The 17594-nt window shown below is 72.4% G+C and carries 18 protein-coding genes; 10 read left to right on the plus strand and 8 right to left on the minus strand.

Annotated features, from left to right (window positions below; genetic code table 11):
* Window positions 1-114: 114 nt before the first annotated feature.
* Window positions 115-1554, minus strand: coding sequence for an NAD(P)H-quinone dehydrogenase (locus AB0M92_RS01855; RefSeq protein WP_366100127.1), 1440 nt, complete (start codon window positions 1552-1554; stop codon window positions 115-117).
* Window positions 1555-1738: 184 nt separating this feature from the next.
* Here AB0M92_RS01855 and AB0M92_RS01860 point away from each other — a divergent pair, with 184 nt between their 5' ends.
* The 4 genes from AB0M92_RS01860 (at window position 1739) to AB0M92_RS01875 (ending at window position 5860) form a co-directional block, all read left to right on the plus strand.
* Entirely contained in the window at window positions 1739-2176 is a 438-nt protein-coding gene (locus AB0M92_RS01860) for a gamma-glutamylcyclotransferase (RefSeq protein WP_030865395.1), read from the plus strand.
* Between the two features lie 107 nt (window positions 2177-2283).
* Window positions 2284-3090 carry a purine-nucleoside phosphorylase gene (locus tag AB0M92_RS01865; RefSeq protein WP_030865390.1) on the plus strand — a complete coding sequence of 269 codons (807 nt, stop codon included), beginning with the start codon at window positions 2284-2286 and terminating at the stop codon, window positions 3088-3090.
* Between the two features lie 41 nt (window positions 3091-3131).
* Window positions 3132-4778 (plus strand): phospho-sugar mutase, encoded by a 1647-nt coding sequence (locus tag AB0M92_RS01870; RefSeq protein ID WP_366100341.1) that lies wholly within the window; start codon window positions 3132-3134, stop codon window positions 4776-4778.
* A gap of 227 nt (window positions 4779-5005) precedes the next feature.
* A complete protein-coding gene (locus tag AB0M92_RS01875; RefSeq protein WP_366100128.1) occupies window positions 5006-5860 on the plus strand; it encodes an alpha/beta hydrolase in 855 nt (284 codons plus the stop codon).
* 56 nt (window positions 5861-5916) lie between these two features.
* Here AB0M92_RS01875 and AB0M92_RS01880 read toward each other — a convergent pair whose 3' ends face one another.
* From AB0M92_RS01880 to afsQ1, 3 genes are read right to left on the minus strand one after another with little or no spacing between them, the layout of a single operon-like run.
* Window positions 5917-6525 carry a hypothetical protein gene (locus AB0M92_RS01880; protein ID WP_366100129.1) on the minus strand — a complete coding sequence of 203 codons (609 nt, stop codon included), beginning with the start codon at window positions 6523-6525 and terminating at the stop codon, window positions 5917-5919.
* Complete coding sequence (locus tag AB0M92_RS01885) at window positions 6509-7939, minus strand: HAMP domain-containing sensor histidine kinase (protein WP_366100342.1); 1431 nt, start codon at window positions 7937-7939, stop codon at window positions 6509-6511. Before AB0M92_RS01885 ends, AB0M92_RS01880 begins: the two co-directional genes overlap by 17 nt.
* A gap of 53 nt (window positions 7940-7992) precedes the next feature.
* The gene (gene afsQ1 / locus AB0M92_RS01890; RefSeq protein ID WP_180291024.1) at window positions 7993-8670 is read right to left on the minus strand and encodes a two-component system response regulator AfsQ1; all 678 of its coding nucleotides are present in this window, start codon (window positions 8668-8670) and stop codon (window positions 7993-7995) included.
* A gap of 189 nt (window positions 8671-8859) precedes the next feature.
* On the opposite strand from afsQ1, the gene AB0M92_RS01895 reads away from it, so the two are divergent.
* The gene (locus AB0M92_RS01895) at window positions 8860-9570 is read left to right on the plus strand and encodes a SigE family RNA polymerase sigma factor (protein ID WP_366100130.1); all 711 of its coding nucleotides are present in this window, start codon (window positions 8860-8862) and stop codon (window positions 9568-9570) included.
* A gap of 203 nt (window positions 9571-9773) precedes the next feature.
* Here the strand turns inward: AB0M92_RS01895 and AB0M92_RS01900 are convergent, their stop codons facing one another.
* Complete coding sequence (locus AB0M92_RS01900; RefSeq protein ID WP_366100343.1) at window positions 9774-10472, minus strand: uridine kinase; 699 nt, start codon at window positions 10470-10472, stop codon at window positions 9774-9776.
* Window positions 10473-10526: 54 nt separating this feature from the next.
* Here AB0M92_RS01900 and AB0M92_RS01905 point away from each other — a divergent pair, with 54 nt between their 5' ends.
* Entirely contained in the window at window positions 10527-10877 is a 351-nt protein-coding gene (locus tag AB0M92_RS01905) for a hypothetical protein (protein ID WP_366100131.1), read from the plus strand.
* Window positions 10878-10941: 64 nt separating this feature from the next.
* Here AB0M92_RS01905 and AB0M92_RS01910 read toward each other — a convergent pair whose 3' ends face one another.
* The 3 genes from AB0M92_RS01910 to deoC are packed head-to-tail and all read right to left on the minus strand — an operon-like array spanning window position 10942 to window position 14238.
* Window positions 10942-11841: an aldehyde dehydrogenase family protein gene (locus AB0M92_RS01910; RefSeq protein ID WP_366100132.1), complete on the minus strand. Its 900-nt coding sequence runs from the start codon at window positions 11839-11841 to the stop codon at window positions 10942-10944.
* Window positions 11834-13270 (minus strand): aldehyde dehydrogenase family protein, encoded by a 1437-nt coding sequence (locus tag AB0M92_RS01915; RefSeq protein WP_366100133.1) that lies wholly within the window; start codon window positions 13268-13270, stop codon window positions 11834-11836. The genes AB0M92_RS01910 and AB0M92_RS01915 overlap by 8 nt, the downstream gene beginning before the upstream one ends.
* Window positions 13271-13275: 5 nt before the next feature.
* Window positions 13276-14238 carry a deoxyribose-phosphate aldolase gene (gene deoC / locus AB0M92_RS01920; RefSeq protein ID WP_366100344.1) on the minus strand — a complete coding sequence of 321 codons (963 nt, stop codon included), beginning with the start codon at window positions 14236-14238 and terminating at the stop codon, window positions 13276-13278.
* Between the two features lie 298 nt (window positions 14239-14536).
* On the opposite strand from deoC, the gene AB0M92_RS01925 reads away from it, so the two are divergent.
* The 4 genes from AB0M92_RS01925 to AB0M92_RS01940 all read left to right on the plus strand — a co-directional run bounded on the left by AB0M92_RS01925 (window position 14537) and on the right by AB0M92_RS01940 (window position 17558).
* A complete protein-coding gene (locus tag AB0M92_RS01925) occupies window positions 14537-15523 on the plus strand; it encodes a hypothetical protein (protein WP_366100134.1) in 987 nt (328 codons plus the stop codon).
* A gap of 83 nt (window positions 15524-15606) precedes the next feature.
* Complete coding sequence (locus AB0M92_RS01930) at window positions 15607-16233, plus strand: class F sortase (RefSeq protein ID WP_366100135.1); 627 nt, start codon at window positions 15607-15609, stop codon at window positions 16231-16233.
* 25 nt (window positions 16234-16258) lie between these two features.
* On the plus strand, window positions 16259-16867 hold the full coding sequence (locus tag AB0M92_RS01935; RefSeq protein ID WP_366100136.1) for a PH domain-containing protein: 609 nt from the start codon (window positions 16259-16261) through the stop codon (window positions 16865-16867).
* Between the two features lie 109 nt (window positions 16868-16976).
* Entirely contained in the window at window positions 16977-17558 is a 582-nt protein-coding gene (locus AB0M92_RS01940) for a VanZ family protein (protein ID WP_366100137.1), read from the plus strand.
* Window positions 17559-17594: the final 36 nt, after the last annotated feature.

Raw genomic sequence — 17594 nt, forward strand, 5'->3', positions numbered from 1 at the left:
TTGTCCATAGAGCAGGGCGACTAGTGGTATACGCGGCGGGTCGGTTGAGTGAACGTCACTCCACCCTCCGGGAGGCCGCCCCAAGTCGCCTGTGACGTGGGGCGGTTGTCTCCGTCAGGCCTCGCCGGCGGACTTGCGCGTGTGCAGCTGCCGCGCCACCTCGGCGATCGAACCCGACAGCGAGGGGTACACCGTGAACGCGTTTGCGATCTGCTCGACGGTCAGGTTGTTGTCGACTGCGATCGAGATCGGGTGGATCAGCTCGCTCGCCCGCGGGGAGACCACCACGCCGCCGACCACGATTCCCGTGCCCGGACGGCAGAACAGCTTCACGAACCCGTCCCGGATGCCCTGCATCTTGGCGCGCGCGTTGCGCAGCAGGGGCAGCTTCACGACACGGGCGTCGATCTTGCCGGAGTCCACATCGGCCTGGGTGTAACCGACAGTGGCGATCTCCGGGTCGGTGAACACGTTCGACGAGACCGTCTTGAGGTTCAGCGGGGCCACCGCGTCGCCCAGGAAGTGGTACATCGCGATGCGGCCCTGCATGGCGGCGACGGAGGCCAGCGCGAAGACCCCGGTCACGTCGCCGGCCGCGTACACGCCGGGCGCGGACGTGCGGGAGACCTTGTCGGTCCAGATGTGTCCGGACTCCTTGAGCCGGACCCCGGACTCCTCCAGGTTCATGTCCTTGGTGTTCGGGATCGCGCCGACCGCCATCAGGCAGTGCGTGCCGGTGATGACCCGGCCGTCCGACAGCGTGACCTCGACGCGGTCGCCGACCCGCTTGGCGGACTCGGCGCGCGAGCGGCCGACGACGTTCATGCCGCGGCGCCGGAAGACGTCCTCCAGCACGGCCGCCGCGTCCGGGTCCTCGCCGGGCAGCACGCGGTCGCGCGAGGAGATCAGCGTGACCCGGGAGCCGAGCGCCTGGTACGCGCCGGCGAACTCGGCGCCGGTGACACCGGAGCCGACCACGATGAGCTCCTCGGGGAGCTCGTCGAGGTCGTAGACCTGGGTCCAGTTCAGGATCCGCTCGCCGTCGGGCATGGCGTCGGGGATCTCGCGGGGGTGGCCGCCGGTCGCGATCAGCACGGCGTCGGCCGTCAGGATCGTCTCGGTGCCGTCGGCGGCGGTGACGATGACGTCGCGCGTGCCGTCGATGCCCTGCGGGCCGCCCAGCTTGCCGCGGCCCCGTACGACGCGGGCGCCGGCCCGGGTGACGGAGGCGGTGATGTCGTGCGACTGGGCGAGCGCGAGGCGCTTGACGCGCCGGTTCACCTTGCCGAGGTCCACGCCGACGACGCGCGCGGCCTGCTCGATGTGCGGGGTGTCGTCGGCGACGACGATGCCGAGCTCCTCGTACGACGAGTCGAAGGTCGTCATGACCTCGGCGGTCGCGATGAGGGTCTTGGAGGGCACGCAGTCGGTGAGGACGGACGCGCCACCGAGACCGTCGCAGTCGACGACGGTCACCTCCGCGCCGAGCTGGGCCCCCACGAGGGCCGCCTCATACCCGCCGGGTCCGCCGCCGATGATCACGATCCGGGTCACGAAAACTCCGCCTCACGTCTACCCGGCCGGCTGCCGCCCCGGCCGGGGCTTCCGGGGTCTCCCCGGGGGATGCATTCCGTGCCCCATTGTCCCGCACGCTTCAAGGTGCTTCTCCCCCGGTCCGGCCATCCGTGAGGGCGGGCGGGCACGCGGCCCGCCCCGCCCCTCCCGTACCCTCGACCTCATGTCGCTCTACGCCGCGTACGCCGGCAACCTCGACCCGCGGCTGATGACGCGCCGCGCTCCGCATTCGCCGCTGCGCGGCACGGGCTGGATCAACGACTGGCGGCTGACCTTCGGCGGTGAGCAGATGGGCTGGGAGGGCGCCCTCGCCACGATCGTCGAGGCCCCGCGCCACCAGGTGTTCGTCGCCCTGTACGACATCGCGCCGCTGGACGAGGACTCCATGGACCGGTGGGAGGGCGTCGGGCTCGACATCTACCGCCGGATGCGGATCCGCGTCCACACGCTGGACGGCGAGGAGCCGGCCTGGTGCTACGTGCTGAACGGGTACGAGGGCGGCCTGCCCTCGGCGCGCTACCTCGGCGAGATCGCCGACGCGGCCGAATCCGCCGGCGCCCCGCACGACTACGTGATGGAACTGCGCAAGCGCCCCTGTTAGGGGACGAACCGCCGGGGGCATTTCGGCGGAAACGACAAGGCAACGATCCGAACACCGTGAGCTGCGCCATCTACGCGCGTAGGCAATGCTCGGCTACGCTCGTCTGCGTGAACGCATCTGTTACCGACCCCTTCGCCGACGCCACCGCCGCAGCCGCCCGCCTGCGTGAGCTGACCGGCGCCGAATCCCACGATGTCGCCCTCGTCATGGGCTCCGGCTGGGCCCCCGCCGCAGAGGCGCTGGGCGCCCCCGAGGCCGAGTTCCCCGTCACCGAGCTGCCGGGCTTCCCGCCCGCCGCGGTCGAGGGCCACGGCGGCAAGATCCGCTCGTACAAGATCGGCGACAAGCGCGCCCTGGTCTTCCTCGGCCGGACCCACTACTACGAGGGCCGCGGCGTCGCCGCCGTCGCCCACGGCGTGCGCACCGCCGTCGCCGCCGGCTGCAAGACCGTCGTCCTGACCAACGGCTGCGGCGGCCTGCGCGAGGGCATGAAGCCCGGCCAGCCCGTCCTGATCAGCGACCACCTCAACCTGACGGCCACCTCGCCGATCGTCGGCGCGAACTTCGTGGACCTGACCGACCTGTACTCGCCGCGCCTGCGCGCGATGTGCAAGGAGATCGACGAGACCCTCGAAGAGGGCGTCTACGTCCAGTTCCCCGGCCCGCACTACGAGACCCCGGCCGAGATCAACATGATCCGCGTCATGGGCGCCGACCTGGTCGGCATGTCCACCGTGCTGGAGGCCATCGCCGCCCGTGAGGCCGGCGCCGAGGTGCTCGGCATCTCCCTGGTCACCAACCTGGCGGCGGGCATCTCCGGCGAGCCGCTGAACCACGAAGAGGTGCTCCAGGCCGGCCGCGACTCGGCCTCGCGCATGGGCAAGCTGCTGACGCAGGTCCTCGCCCGCATCTGAGGCATCGGCACCGTACGAGAGACAAGGCGGAAGCAGTGGCAGTGCAGGAACAGGACGACCTGATCACCCGGGCGCGTGCCTGGCTGGCGGAGGACCCGGACCCGCAGACGGCGGCGGAACTCGCCGGGATCGTCGAGGCCGGGGACGTCACCGAGCTCGCGGACCGGTTCTCCGGCACCCTGCAGTTCGGCACGGCCGGGCTGCGCGGCGAGATCGGCGCGGGCCCGATGCGGATGAACCGCTCCGTGGTCATCCGGGCGGCGGCGGGCCTCGCCGCCTACCTGAAGGCCCAGGGCCACGCCGGCGGCCTCGTCGTCGTCGGCTACGACGCGCGGTACAAGTCCGCGGACTTCGCCCGCGACACCGCCGCCGTGATGACCGGCGCCGGCCTGCGCGCGGCCGTCCTGCCCCGACCGCTGCCGACGCCGGTCCTCGCGTACGCCATACGGCACCTGGGTGCCGTCGCCGGCGTCGAGGTGACCGCGAGCCACAACCCGCCCAGGGACAACGGCTACAAGGTCTACCTCGGCGACGGCTCGCAGATCGTGTCCCCGGCGGACGTCGAGATCGCGGCGGAGATCGGGCGCGTGGAGACCCTCGCCTCCGTCCCCCGTCCGGAGTCCGGCTGGGAGGACCTCGGCGACGAGGTCCTGGAGGCCTACCTGGCCCGTACGGACGCCGTCCTGACCCCCGGCTCCCCCCGCGGGGTGCGGACCGTCTACACGGCCATGCACGGCGTCGGCAAGGACGTCGTCCTGGCGGCCTTCGCCCGGGCCGGCTTCCCGGAGCCGGTGCTGGTCGCCGAGCAGGCGGAGCCGGACCCGGCCTTCCCGACGGTGGCGTTCCCGAACCCGGAGGAGCCGGGCGCGATGGACCTGGCCTTCGCCAAGGCCGCCGAGGTCCAGCCCGACATCGTGATCGCGAACGACCCGGACGCCGACCGGTGCGCGGTGGCCGTCCCCACCGCGGACGGCTGGCGGATGCTCCGCGGGGACGAGGTCGGCGCGCTGCTGGCGGCCCACCTGGTCCACAAGGGCGCGACGGGCGTCTTCGCCGAGTCCATCGTCTCGTCCTCCCTCCTGGGGCGGATCGCGGAGGCGGCGGGCGTCGGCTACGAGGAGACCCTGACGGGCTTCAAGTGGATCGCCCGCGTCGAGGGCCTGCGGTACGGCTACGAGGAGGCGCTCGGCTACTGCGTGGACCCCGAGGGCGTCCGTGACAAGGACGGCATCACGGCCGCCCTGCTGGTGGCGGAGCTGGCCTCGGAGCTCAAGGAGCAGGGCCGTACGCTGACCGACCTGCTGGACGACCTGGCGATGGCCCACGGCCTGCACCACACCGACCAGCTGTCGGTCCGCGTGGAGGACCTGTCGGTCATCGCCGACGCGATGGCCGCGCTGCGGGCGGAGCCGCCGACGTCCCTGGCGGGCCTGCGGGTCGCCTCCGCGGAGGACCTGACGCGGGGCACCGAGGCGCTGCCGCCCACGGACGGTCTGCGCTACCACCTGGAGGGCGACTACAAGGCCCGGGTGATCGTGCGCCCGTCGGGCACGGAGCCGAAGCTGAAGTGCTACCTGGAGGTCGTGGTCCCGGTGGCCGAGGCCTCCGACCTGGCGGCGGCCCGCGTCCGCGGCCAGGAGATCCTGGACGCGGTCAAGAAGGACCTGTCGGCGGCCGCCGGCATCTGATCCATCACGCGCCGCTCACGCGGCTCGGCCCCTGGGGGCCTCCCCGGCTCCGCGCCGCCGCGCCCGACCCGTCCGTCGGGTGCGGCGCCGGAGCCCGGACCCCCCGCCCGGCCCCCCGAGCTCCGGCCCGGGGGGCCGTCGGCGTTCTCGGGGCGCATCCGTCCCGGGCCGTTCCGTCCCACCGCGGTCATTGCCCTCGAACTCTGATGATCATTAGGTTGGGGCGCATGCAGCCGACATTCGTACTGGTTCACGGAGCCTTCTCCAACTCCTTCGCCTTCGCGCCGCTCCAAGCGGAACTCGGCCTCCTGGGACACCGTTCGGTCGCCGTCGACCTGCCCGGCCACGGTTTCGGGGCGACCTACACGCGCGCCTACCAGACGCCGCAGGACCCGGCGGGCCTCGCCGCGGCGCCCGGCGCGGTCAAGGGCGTCACGCTCGCCGACAACGCCGCGCACCTGACGGGCGTCCTCGAACGGGCCAAGCGGAACGGGCCGGTGATCCTCGTCTCCCACAGCCGCGGCGGCATGACGGCCACGGCCGCGGCCAACGCGCGGCCCGATCTGATCGACCGCCTCGTGTACGTCTCGGCCTGGTGCCCCGTCGACCTCGACGCCGGCGCCTACTACGCCGAGCCGGAGATGGCCTCGGTCGACACCGCTTCCCTGGGGCTGGCACTGGCCGGGAACCCGGCCGAACTCGGTCTGCTCCGCGTCAACTTCCGCACCGCGGATCCGGACGCCCTCGCTGCCTTCAAGGCCGCTTTCCTCGCCGACGCCACCGACGAGGAGTTCCTGGTCTTCCTCAACACCTTCCAGCCCGACGAGAACCTGGACGTCGGCACCTCGGCCGACCGGGCGCAGGCCGGGACCTGGGGCCGCATCCCGAAGACCTACGTCCGCCTGGCCGGCGACACGAGCCTGCCGCTCGCGCTGCAGGACCGGCTGATACGCGAGGGCAACGCGCTGACCCCGGACAACCCGTACGACGTCCGCACCCTCGAAGGCAGCCACCTGAAGTGGCTGGTCGACCCGGCGCCGGCGGCCCGGGTCCTCGGCGAGCTCGCGGCGCTGACCCCCTAGTCCGCAGCGCCCCGGGCCCGGGAGGCCCGCCAGGGCCGAGCCGTGCGAGCGGTGCGTCAGGAAGGCGACGGGGTCGGGCGGACCAGTTCGCCCAGCGTGGGGACCGACTCGGGGCGGGAGCGGACCGCTTCCGTGCACTCCCAGGCGCGCGGCGGGTCCGTGTCCGGGCCGCCCAGCACCACCGGGCCCGGGCCCGCCGAGACGGCCTCGCTGCCGGCCAGCGTGCACACCACCTGCGACAGCGCCACCGGCGGCAGGTCCTCCGGCTTGCGGCTGATCCGTATCGTCCCCGCCGGGTCCCCGGCCCGCGCCGGCGCGACCGTCAGCCCGCCCGGCACCCCGGTCGTGAAGCCCGCGTCCCGCTCCTGCGCCGACGGCTCCCGCTCCAGCGCCTCCAGCAGCGCCTCGGCGACCAGCACCACGGGGTCCCGCACCGGCTTCTTCTCCGGTACCGGCACCACCCGCTCCACGCCGACCAGCTGCGATCCGCACACCAGCTCCACCGTGGCCCGGAAGCCCTGCACCTCGGTCTGCGGCTGCGGCGTGTCGCACGACACCCGCGAAGGCGCCGCGCCGACGTCCACCGGTACCGTCGTCGCCCTGATCCCGCAGGCCGAGGTCAACAGGACGAGGAGTACCGCCCCTGCCCTACGCGTCCGCTTCACCGGCGATCACCTTTCCCACGTCCACCGGCAGCCGCAGCGTGAACAGCGCGCCGCCCTGCGGCCCGTTGGCCGCGGTGATCTCGCCTCCGTGGATGTGCGCGTTCTCCACGGCGATCGACAGGCCCAGTCCGCTGCCGTCCGACTTCGGCCGCGAGGCGCTCGCCTTGTAGAACCGGTCGAAGACGTGCGGCAGCACCTCCTGCGGGATGCCCGGCCCGTTGTCCTGGACCGCGATCACCAGCCACTCGCCCTCGACGACCACCGACACCCGCACCGGCGAGCCGCCGTGCTTGAGCGCGTTGCCGATCAGGTTGGCCAGGATGACGTCGAGCCGGCGCGGGTCGAGCCGCGCCACGATGCCCCGCTCCGCGTCCAGTTCGACCGCGTCGAGCCACGCCCGCGCGTCGATGCACGCCGTCACCTGGTCGGCGACGTCCACGTCGTCCAGGACCAGCTTGGCCGTCCCCGCGTCGAAGCGGGTGACCTCCATCAGGTTCTCCACCAGGATGTTGAGCCGCCGGGTCTCGCTGACCACCAGGCCCACCGCCGGTGCGATCATCGGATCGAGGTACTCGACCTCCTCCTCCAGCACCTCGGCGACCGCCGTCAGCGCCGTCAGCGGAGTGCGCAGTTCGTGCGACATGTCCGCGACGAAGCGCCGGCTGGCCTCCTCGCGGGCGCTCATGTCGGCGACCTTCTTCTCCAGCGCCTCCGCCGTCTTGTTGAACGTGTGCGAGAGGTCGGCCAGTTCGTCCGTACCCGACACGTCGAGCCGGTGGTCCAGCTCGCCCTCGCCGAGCCGCCGCGCCGCGTCGCCGAGCCGCTGCACCGGCTTGAGCACGGTCCGGGCGGCCGCCTGCGCCAGCAGCGCGGACCCGAGCAGCGCGAGGCCCGTCGCGATGGTCAGCGACCAGCCGAGCGCGTTGAGGTCGTCCCGCTCCTGCGCCAGCGACTTGTACATGTAGCCGGTCGGCCCGCCGCCCACGATCCGCGTCCCGCCGACCAGGTACGGATTGCCGCGCGGCTTCGTCCGCTGCCAGTACACGTGGTACTCGGAGTCGTTCGCGGCCGTCGCCTTCTGCCGGTCGTTCACCGCGCGCTGGAGCGAGCCGGGTACGTCGTCCAGCCCGAAGGAGTCGGGACCGGCCGCGCCGAACACCTTGCGGCCGTCCTTTCGTTCGTCGACCAGCAGCACGCTGTAGCCGGGGCTGCTGCCCGCCATCAGCTCGGCGGTGCGCTGCATCTCCTCGGGCGTCGGGTCCGCGGGCAGCGCCGCCGCCCGGTTCTGCATCTCCTGGCGGAAGTCGCCGAGGGCCGCGTCCTGGGTACGGGTGAGCACGGCCTCGCGGTTGAGCCAGTACGCGATCCCGGACGCGGACACGGCGGCCACCAGCGCGACCAGGGAGAACACCATCAGGAGCCGCAGCCGCAGGCTGGTCCAGCGCCGGCCCGCGAACAGAGCCTTGATCACTGCGGCGAGTCCAGCCGGTAGCCGACGCCCCGGACGGTCCGGATCAGGGTGGGCGAGGACGGTACTTCCTCGACCTTGGCCCGCAGCCGCTGCACGCAGGCGTCCACGAGACGGGAGTCGCCCAGGTAGTCGTGCTCCCAGACGAGGCGCAGCAGCTGCTGGCGCGAGAGCGCCTGGCCCGGCCGGCGGCTGAGCTCCAGCAGCAGCCGCAGCTCGGTCGGCGTGAGCTGGAGGTCCTCGCCGTTCTTCGTGACCGTCATCGCGGCCCGGTCGATGACCAGGGAACCGAACACCGCGGAGTCGCTGGCCTCCCGTTCCCCGCGGCGCAGGACCGCCCGGATCCGGGCGTCGAGCACCCGGCCCTGGACGGGCTTGACCACGTAGTCGTCGGCCCCCGACTCCAGGCCCACGACGACATCGATGTCGTCGCTGCGGGCGGTCAGCAGGATGATCGGCAGCTGATCGGTGCGGCGGATGCGCCGGCACACCTCGAAGCCGTCGATCCCGGGCAGCATGACGTCCAGCACGATCAGGTCCGGCCGCTGCTCGCGCAGCAGTTTCAGGCCGTCCTCGCCCGTCGCCGCAGTGGCCACACGGTGGCCCTGGCGAGACAGGGAGAGTTCGAGGGCCGTGCGGATGGCGTCGTCGTCCTCGATCAGCAACAGGAAAGGCACGGGCTCATTCTGTCCCATCGACCGTTCGGAGTTCGACCGTCGGGTCCAAGCGATCGCACGGGGGCCCCGCGGGAGGCGCTGTGACAGGCCTGTGACAGTCGGCGGACACCCCGGTTAAGTCGGCCGGGCAGTCTTTTACCAACGAAACCGAGCAGGATCCGAAGCAGACTCCACGACGGGGGGCGCGAGATGAACACGCTGCACAGCACCACCACCAGCGCGGTTGTCACGCGGCTGCACGATGTGAACCGCCGGGCAGGTGTCCGGTCGGTGACGGTCGCCCGTCCGCGGCCGGCGCACACGGTGGCCATCGACGCGAACACGTACCAGACCGCCTCCGCCGTCCCGGTGCAGCCCGCGCCCGAACTCTCCGCCACCTCGGAGGCCGAGTTCACGGCGTACGTACGGGAGCGGCGGGCCGCCCTCTACGCGACGGCCTTCCACCTGACCGGTGACCGTTACGAAGCCGAGGACCTGCTCCAGAGCGCGCTGTTCTCCACGTACCGCGCCTGGGACCGGATCAGTGACAAGGCCGCCGTCGGCGGATACCTGCGCCGCACGATGACGAACCTGCACATCAGCGCGTGGCGCCGGCGCAAGCTCAACGAGTACCCGACGGAGGAGCTGCCGGAGACGGCCTCCGACACGGACGCGATGCGGGGCACGGAGCTGCGCGCGGTGCTGTGGCAGGCACTCACCCGCATCCCGGAGCCGCAGCGCACGATGCTGGTGCTGCGGTACTACGAGGGCCGCACGGACCCGGAGATCGCCGAGATCCTGGGCATCAGCGTCGGCACGGTGAAGTCGAGCATCTGGCGGTCGCTGCGGCGGCTGCGGGACGACGAGGTGCTGAGCTTCGGCCGCGACGAGGCCGAGTCCTTCGAGGAGCTCGTCGCGTAAGCCGCGCGGGGCCGCGTGACGCGGCCCACCGAAGACCATGGGCCAGGGGGGCCGTCCTACGGGGGTGGGACGGGGGCCTGCGGGGGGAGAAGGCGGGATCATGCGGCCGGGGGTCCGCAGGGTCCCGCCTTCTCGTACGTCCGGTGCCGTGCCCGAATGCCGGTGCCGCGTCCGGGTGGCGGCGCCTTGCCCGGGTGGCGGTGCTAGGCCGCGGCTGCCGCGCGGTGGCGGCCCGCCGCGCAGGCGGCCAGGCGGCCGAGCGCCTCGTCCCGGGCGCAGGCGTGCGCGCCGAGGGCGGTGTGCCGGGCCACGATGCCCCGCTCCAGCCGCATCAGCCGCCAGCCCCTGCGCAGCAGGAACGGCAGCGATTTGCGGCCCTCGCGCAGATCCCGCGCGAGCCTGCGCCGGAACGTCGTCGACGGCCGGCCGCGCAGGCAGATCGCGTCGGCCAGCAGCCCCATCTCCTGGCACCGGGCCACGATGTCGGCCGCGAAGATCCCCTCCGCGATGAACAGCGGGGTGCGGGAGATGTCCAGCGTCTCCGTACCCGTACGGGAGGAGGTGGCGATGGAGTACACCGGCACCTCGGTACGGCCGCCCGCGCACAGGTCCACGATCGCGGCGACCGCCGCGTCCGCGTCCCACGAGAGCGGGGAGTCCCAGTCGATGTCGGAACTGCCCTCGACCAGCGGGAGGCTCGGGTCGTCCGCCTCCTTGTAGAAGTCGTCGAGACGCAGCACCGGCAGCCCGGAACGGGCGGCCAGCCTGGACTTGCCGGACCCCGAGGGCCCGGTCAGCAGGACGACACGCGTAGGCAAAGGAGAGGAGGCGCTCACGGGACACCAGTGTGAACCATTCCCCCGCGCAGGGGATGCCCCCGGCGCCCGGTTGGTATCCAGGATCACACCTCAACTACGCTGCGTGCGCACGCGACTACGACCTCAGGTGGGATCCCCATGGCACGTCACGCAGCTCCCGGCAGCTCCACGCTGCGCTCCGCAGGCATCACGCTCTCCATGGCCGGTGCGGCCCTGGCCATGGCCGCCGGTGGCGCGCAGGCCGGTGAGCTCTCCGTCCCGGCGGCCCTCGCGGGGGTCACCGACCCCATCGCGAACCTCAAGGTGAACCCGCTGGCCCACACCGGCGTGGACCCGCTCGACAACGGCGTCGCCACCAAGGTCGCCGACTTCCCGGCGGTCGGCACCACCATGGTCACGGGGATCCTGACGCAGGGCCCGTCCGTCGGCGAGCTGCCCACGGCGGCCGCGTCCTCGCTGCTCGGCCCGCTGGCGCCGAAGCAGCCGTAACGGGGCGCGAAAAGGCCCCGGCAGCTCGGGGGAGACTGCCGGGGCCGGTTTCGAGGGGGACCGCTCAGTACGAGGATCCGCCCGAGCCCAGCGAACCCGTCGGGTGCCAGACCGTCTTCGTCTCCAGGAACGCCGTCATGCGCGACGTGCCCGGGTCGGCGCTCCAGTCGTCCACAGGCTGTGGACGCAGGACGCGCTTGAGGTTGTCGGCCGCCGCGATCTCCAGCTCCTTGGCCAGCGCGGCGTCCGCGCCGGCCAGGTCGATCGCGTTGACGTCCTGGTGGGACGCCAGGTGCGGGCCCATCTCGGCGGCCTTGCCGGAGAGGATGTTGACGACGCCGCCCGGCAGGTCGGAGGTGGCCAGCACCTCGCCCAGGGAGAGGGCGGGGAGCGGGGACTTCTCCGAGGTGATCACGACCGCCGTGTTGCCCGTCGCGATGACGGGGGCGATCACGGAGATCAGGCCCAGGAACGAGGAGTCCTGCGGGGCGACGACCGTCACGACGCCCGTCGGCTCCGGGGTGGAGAGGTTGAAGAACGGGCCCGCGACCGGGTTGGCCCCGCCCACGATCTGGCCGATCTTGTCGGTCCAGCCCGCGTACCAGACCCAGCGGTCGATGGCCGCGTCGACGACCGCGGCCGCCTTGGACTTCGACAGGCCCTCGGCCTCGCCGACCTCGCGGACGAACTGCTCGCGGCGGCCCTCCAGCATTTCGGCGATGCGGTAGAGGATCTGCCCGCGGTTGTACGCGGTCGCGCCCGACCAGCCGCCGAAGGCCTTGCGGGCCGCGACGACCGCGTCACGCGCGTCCTTGCGGGAGGACAGCGGGGCGTTGGCCAGCCACTTGCCCTTGGAGTCGCTCACCTCGTACACCCGGCCGCTCTCGGAGCGGGGGAACTTGCCCCCGACGTACAGCTTGTAGGTCTTGAAGACGCTCAGGCGCGTCGCAGAAGACTCAGACATCGAGGTAGCCCTCCAGGCCGTGGCGGCCGCCCTCGCGGCCGAAGCCCGACTCCTTGTAGCCGCCGAAGGGCGAGGTCGGGTCGAACTTGTTGAACGTGTTGGCCCACACGACGCCGGCGCGGAGCTTGTTCGCGACCGCGAGGATGCGCGAGCCCTTCTCCGTCCAGATGCCGGCGGACAGGCCGTACTGGCTGTTGTTGGCCTTGGCGACGGCCTCGTCGGGCGTACGGAACGTCAGCACGGACAGCACCGGGCCGAAGATCTCGTCGCGGGCGACGGTGTGCGCCTGGGTGACGTTCGTGAAGAGCGTCGGGGCGAACCAGTAGCCGGAGGACGGCAGCTCGCACGCCGGCGACCAGCGTTCGGCGCCCTCCGCCTCGCCGGTCTCCGCGAGAGCGGTGATCCGGGCCAGCTGCTCGGCGGAGTTGATCGCGCCGATGTCCGTGTTCTTGTCGAGCGGGTCGCCCAGGCGCAGGGTGGACAGGCGGCGCTTGAGGGAGTCCAGCAGCTCGTCGTGGATCGACTCCTGGACCAGCAGGCGCGAGCCCGCGCAGCAGACCTGGCCCTGGTTGAAGAAGATGCCGTTGACGATGCCCTCGACGGCCTGGTCGATGGGGGCGTCGTCGAAGACGATGTTGGCGCCCTTGCCGCCCAGCTCCAGGGTGACCTTCTTGTCCGTACCGGCGATCTGGCGGGCGATGGCCTTGCCGACCGCGGTCGAGCCGGTGAAGGCGACCTTGTTGACGTCCGGGTGCTCGACGAGGGCCGCGCCCGCGTCCCCGTAACCCGTGAGGATGTTGACGACGCCCTTGGGCAGGCCCGCCTGGCGGCAGATGTCCGCGAAGAACAGCGCGGTGAGCGGGGTCGTCTCGGCGGGCTTGAGGACGACGGTGTTGCCGGTGGCGAGCGCCGGGGCGATCTTCCACGCCAGCATCAGCAGCGGGAAGTTCCACGGGATGACCTGGCCGGCCACGCCGAGCGGGCGCGGGTTCGCGCCGTAGCCCGCGTGGTCGAGCTTGTCGGCCCAGCCCGCGTAGTAGAAGAAGTGCGCGGCGACGAGCGGGAGGTCCGCGTCGCGGGTCTCCTTGATCGGCTTGCCGTTGTCCAGGGTCTCCAGGACGGCCAGCTCGCGGCTGCGTTCCTGGATGATCCGGGCGATGCGGAAGAGGTACTTGGCGCGCTCGGAACCGGGCAGCGCGGACCAGGTCGTGAAGGCCTTGCGGGCGGCCTTGACGGCGCGGTCCACGTCGGCGGCGCCGGCCTGGGCGACCTCGGAGAGGACCTCCTCGGACGACGGGGAGACGGTCTTGAAGACCTTGCCGTCGGCGGCGTCGGTGAACTCGCCGTCGATGAAGAGCCCGTACGAGGGGGCGATGTCGACGACGGAACGCGACTCGGGGGCCGGCGCGTACTCGAAAAGGGAAGCCATGGTGATCAGTCCACCGTCACGTAGTCGGGACCGGAGTAACGCCCGGTGCTCAGCTTCTGGCGCTGCATGAGCAGGTCGTTCAGCAGGCTGGAGGCGCCGAAACGGAACCAGTGGTTGGACAGCCAGTCCTCGCCCACGGTCTCGTTGACCAGGACCAGGAACTTCAGGGCGTCCTTGGTGGTCCGGATGCCGCCGGCCGGCTTGACGCCGATCTGGATTCCAGTCTGCGCCTTGAAGTCGCGGACGGCTTCGAGCATCAGCAGCGTGTTGGCCGGGGTGGCGTTGACGCCGACCTTCCCGGTGGAGGTCTTGATGAAGTCGGCGCCCGCGAGCATGCCGATCCACGAGGCGCGGCGGATGTTGTCGTACGTGGACAGCTCGCCGGTCTCGAAGATGACCTTGAGGCGGGCGGCGGTGCCGTCGGGGCGTACGCACGCTTCCTTGACGGCCTTGATCAGCTCGTACGTGTCCAGGTAGCGGCCGGCGAGGAAGGCGCCACGGTCGATGACCATGTCGATCTCGTCGGCGCCGGCGGCGACGGCGTCACGGGTGTCGGCGAGCTTGACGGGCAGCGCGGCGCGGCCGGCCGGGAAGGCCGTCGCGACGGAGGCCACCTTGACGTCGGCGCCGTTCAGGGCGGCCTTGGCGGTGGCCACCATGTCGGGGTACACGCAGACCGCGGCGGTCATGGGCGTGCTGCGGTCGGTGGGGTCGGGGTTGACGGCCTTGGCGGAGAGCGCTCGGACCTTGCCCGGGGTGTCCGCACCCTCAAGCGTGGTCAGGTCGATCATCGAGATGGCCAGGTCAATGGCGTACGCCTTGGCCGTGGTCTTGATCGAACGGGTACCGAGCGCGGCCGCGCGGGCCTCCAGGCCGACGGCGTCTACGCCGGGCAGCCCGTGCAGGAAGCGGCGCAGCGCGCTGTCGGACGTCGTCACGTCAGCGAATGCGGAGAGGGTGGTGGGCATGGTCACCAGATGAGCATATCTACGCGCGTAGCGGCCTGTCACCCCCCACCGGCGCACATATGTGCGGACCGGGACACATCCGGGCGGGGCGGGAGCCGGCGGGGAGATCGCGCCGCGGACCGCTGACCTCCACTTTTCCTGTTACGTGGCGAAGACAGGAACCCCATGGTCCAGTCGAACAGGAAACGTAAATTTCTCTTCAGCAGCCCGCCAGACCTCACCGGATGAAAGCACCGACAGAGAAAACGCGGCATGCGACTCTCCCACCTTCCCGCGACACGTGCTTCAAGGAGTCGTTATGCGTTCCGCCCTCCGCACCTCGATCGTCACCGCCGCCCTCGCAGGGGCCCTCCTCGCACCGGCCGCGACCGCCGTCGCCGCGACCGCACCGCAGCCCGTGCCGTCGACCCGGGCGATCGCCTCCTCCGACGACAACGGGCGCTACGAGGGCCGGGCGGTCTACGTGGGCAACGGGATGGTCGCGGTGCTGCGCAACGAGGCCGAGGGCCCGGAGGCCTGGATCCGCTACGTCGGCGACCAGTGGAAGCCGGGCGACGACTACATGCAGCACGTGGTGGGCCTGCTCACCCGCGGGCAGACCACCGCCGAGGCGTACGGTGCCTCCTTCGCGCTCACCAAGGCGGAGACGGCCGCCCCGGTGCTCGTCGTCACCACGAAGGACGTCGTGAAGTCCTACCCGCTGCCCGAGGGCAAGGCCGGCCAGGTCTGCTCGGTGGTGAAGTCGCAGAACATCGGCGCCGGCATGAGCGCCAAGCTGTCGATGTCCCCCGACGGCCCGCGGGCCGAGCTGTGGGTCGCCGGTGAGGACACCGCCTGGCGGATCCTGGACCGCGGCTTCCCGGCGCTGCCCGAGTCGGCCGGCATCATCGCCCGCATCGTGAACCCGAGCGGCGCGGCCCCCGGCTTCGAGTGGAAGACCCAGGGCGGCGGCACCCCGCTCGGCCGGACCTCCTTCCCGGCGCTGCCCAAGGGCTGCAAGCCGAACTACGAGGTCACCGAGGACCGGGCCACCGACAAGCCCGCGCCGAAGCCCGCGCCGACGGTGACGGCCGCCGCCGAGCCGGTCGTCGACGTGAAGCCGCAGGGCGGGGCGCAGACCGTGGTCGTGCCGCAGGGCGGCGTGGCCGCCGGGGCCGAGCTCGCCGCCGAGGACACCGACGACAGCACGACCGTGGCCGCCGGCGCGGGCCTCGTGGCGATCCTCGCCGGGCTCGGTACGGCCCTGCTGGCCCGCCGTCGCCGCGCCGCCCGCAACCGCGTCTGAGCACCACCCCAGCCCCTTCCGTTCCCCTCCCGGCGGGCCGCCTCCACGGTGGCCCGCCGGGCCCGTTTCCCCGGAGCATCCCCATGGCCCGCCGCCTCCGTACCCCGCTCGCCGCCGCGCTGCTCGCTCCGCTCGCCCTCGCCGCCCTGACCGGCTGCGGCGGCCCGGCGCCGGCGCCGGCGCCCGCACCCCGCATCGCCACGGCCCCGGCGCCGGCCCCGACCGCCCCGGCGGCCCCGGCCGCGCCCGTCGTCGCGCTGCCCGCCTCCGAGCCCGTACGGGTGCGGATCCCCGCGGCCGGAGTGGACACGGGGCCGCTGCTGAAGCTGGGTCTGGCCGCGAACGGCGCCGTCGAGGTGCCGTCCGTCGCCGACGGGGACCGGATCGGCTGGTACACCAAGGGCGTCACCCCGGGCGAGACCGGCCCGGCCGTGCTCATCGGGCACTTCGACACCGCGCGCGGCCCGGCCGTCCTGCGCGACGTGGCGAAGATCCACCCCGGTGACGAGATCACCGTCTCCCGGGCGGACGGGCGCGCCGCCGTCTTCCGGGTGCGCGCGCTGGAACAGGTGGACAAGAAGAGCTTCCCGACCGCCAAGGTGTACGGGAACACCGCGCGCCCCGAGCTGCGGCTGATCACCTGCGGCGGCGAGATCACCGACGGGCACCGCCCGGACAACATCATCGTGTACGCCGATCTCGTCGGCTGAGATGACGTGAGGCAGAATCGGCCCCATGAGCAGCCAGCAGCCCCCTGAAGAGCCGGCGTACGACGACCGGGTCTACCGCTCCCCCATGGCCGTGGTCACCGGGGTCCTGCTGCTCGCGCTCATCGCGTGGCTGTGCGGGGACGCCATCGTGCGGGGGGCGGGGAACGCCCCGTGGTTCGCCGCGGCGATCGCCTTGGTGACCGTACCGCTGACGGTGGCGTTCACCATTCGTCCGGCCGTCTTCGCCAATGCCGACCGGATGCGCGTGCGCAACCCCTTCCGGGTCATCGAGCTGCCCTGGGGCGCCGTGGACGTGGTGCGCGCCGGGTACTCGGCGGAGGTGCTGGCCGAGGGGGAGAAGTACCAGCTGTGGTCCATCCCCGTCTCGCTGCGCGACCGGAAGAAGGCGAACCGGCAGAGCGCCAAGGGCGCGGGCGCGGCCGGGGCGGCGGACTCCGCCGGACCGCGGCGGGCCCAGGCCGACCAGGCGATCGACGAGCTGCGGGAGCTGGCCGAGCGCGGTGCCTCGCGGGCCGGTGCCCGGGGTGGCGTGCGCGTGCGGTGGTCGTACGAGATCCTCGCCCCCGCGGCCCTCGGCGCGGTGTTCCTGATCGTGCTGATCGCCATCCGCTGACCCCCTTGCCCGCACACGGAGCCGCGCCGGGGCCCGGGACGGCCCGGTGCGAGCCCGCTCACAGGCTCGGACCGGAACCGCGGCCACCGGGGCCTGCGTCCTCGCACATGTGCAGCGCAACGAGGTCGGCCGCAGTGCCGCCACCGCCATTCACCTCCGGCTCCGGCTCCTGGGCGGGGGGCTGCTGGTCGCCCACCTCCTCCTCGTCGGCTGGCTCACTCTGCGGCCCCTGGACGTGCCCTGGGCCGCCGCGGCCAATCTGACCCCGCTGGAGGGGATCCGGGCGGACCTCTCGTACGGACCGCTGGGGGCGGCCCGGCGGATCGGCGAGAGCCTGGCGCTGCTGGCCCCGCTCGGAGTGCTGCTGCCGCTCGCCAACGGGAACCTGGCTCCGTCGCCACTGGCCGCGTGGTCCTCGCTGGGCCGGACCGCCGCCGCGGGCGTGCTGGTCTCGCTCCTCATCGAGATGCTTCAGAGCGGTGTTCCCGGGCAGGTGGTCGACGTGGACTCGGTGCTGCTGAACGGGCTGGGCGTCGTGCTCGCGCACGCGGCCGTCGTACCGGCGCTGCGTGCGCGGCTGCGGCGCGCGCGGCGCTGCGAGCAGTCCTCTCAGGGGTCCACCCCGAGAATTCCCAGGGTCGGGCTCGGCCCTTGGACCGACGTTCTGTCCGCGGTGCCGCGGGAGTATTGAGGCATCGCGGGAAAACTTCCCGCCGGATGCCCCAGA

Source organism: Streptomyces sp. NPDC051582 (assembly GCF_040681715.1).
Lineage (GTDB): Bacteria > Actinomycetota > Actinomycetes > Streptomycetales > Streptomycetaceae > Streptomyces.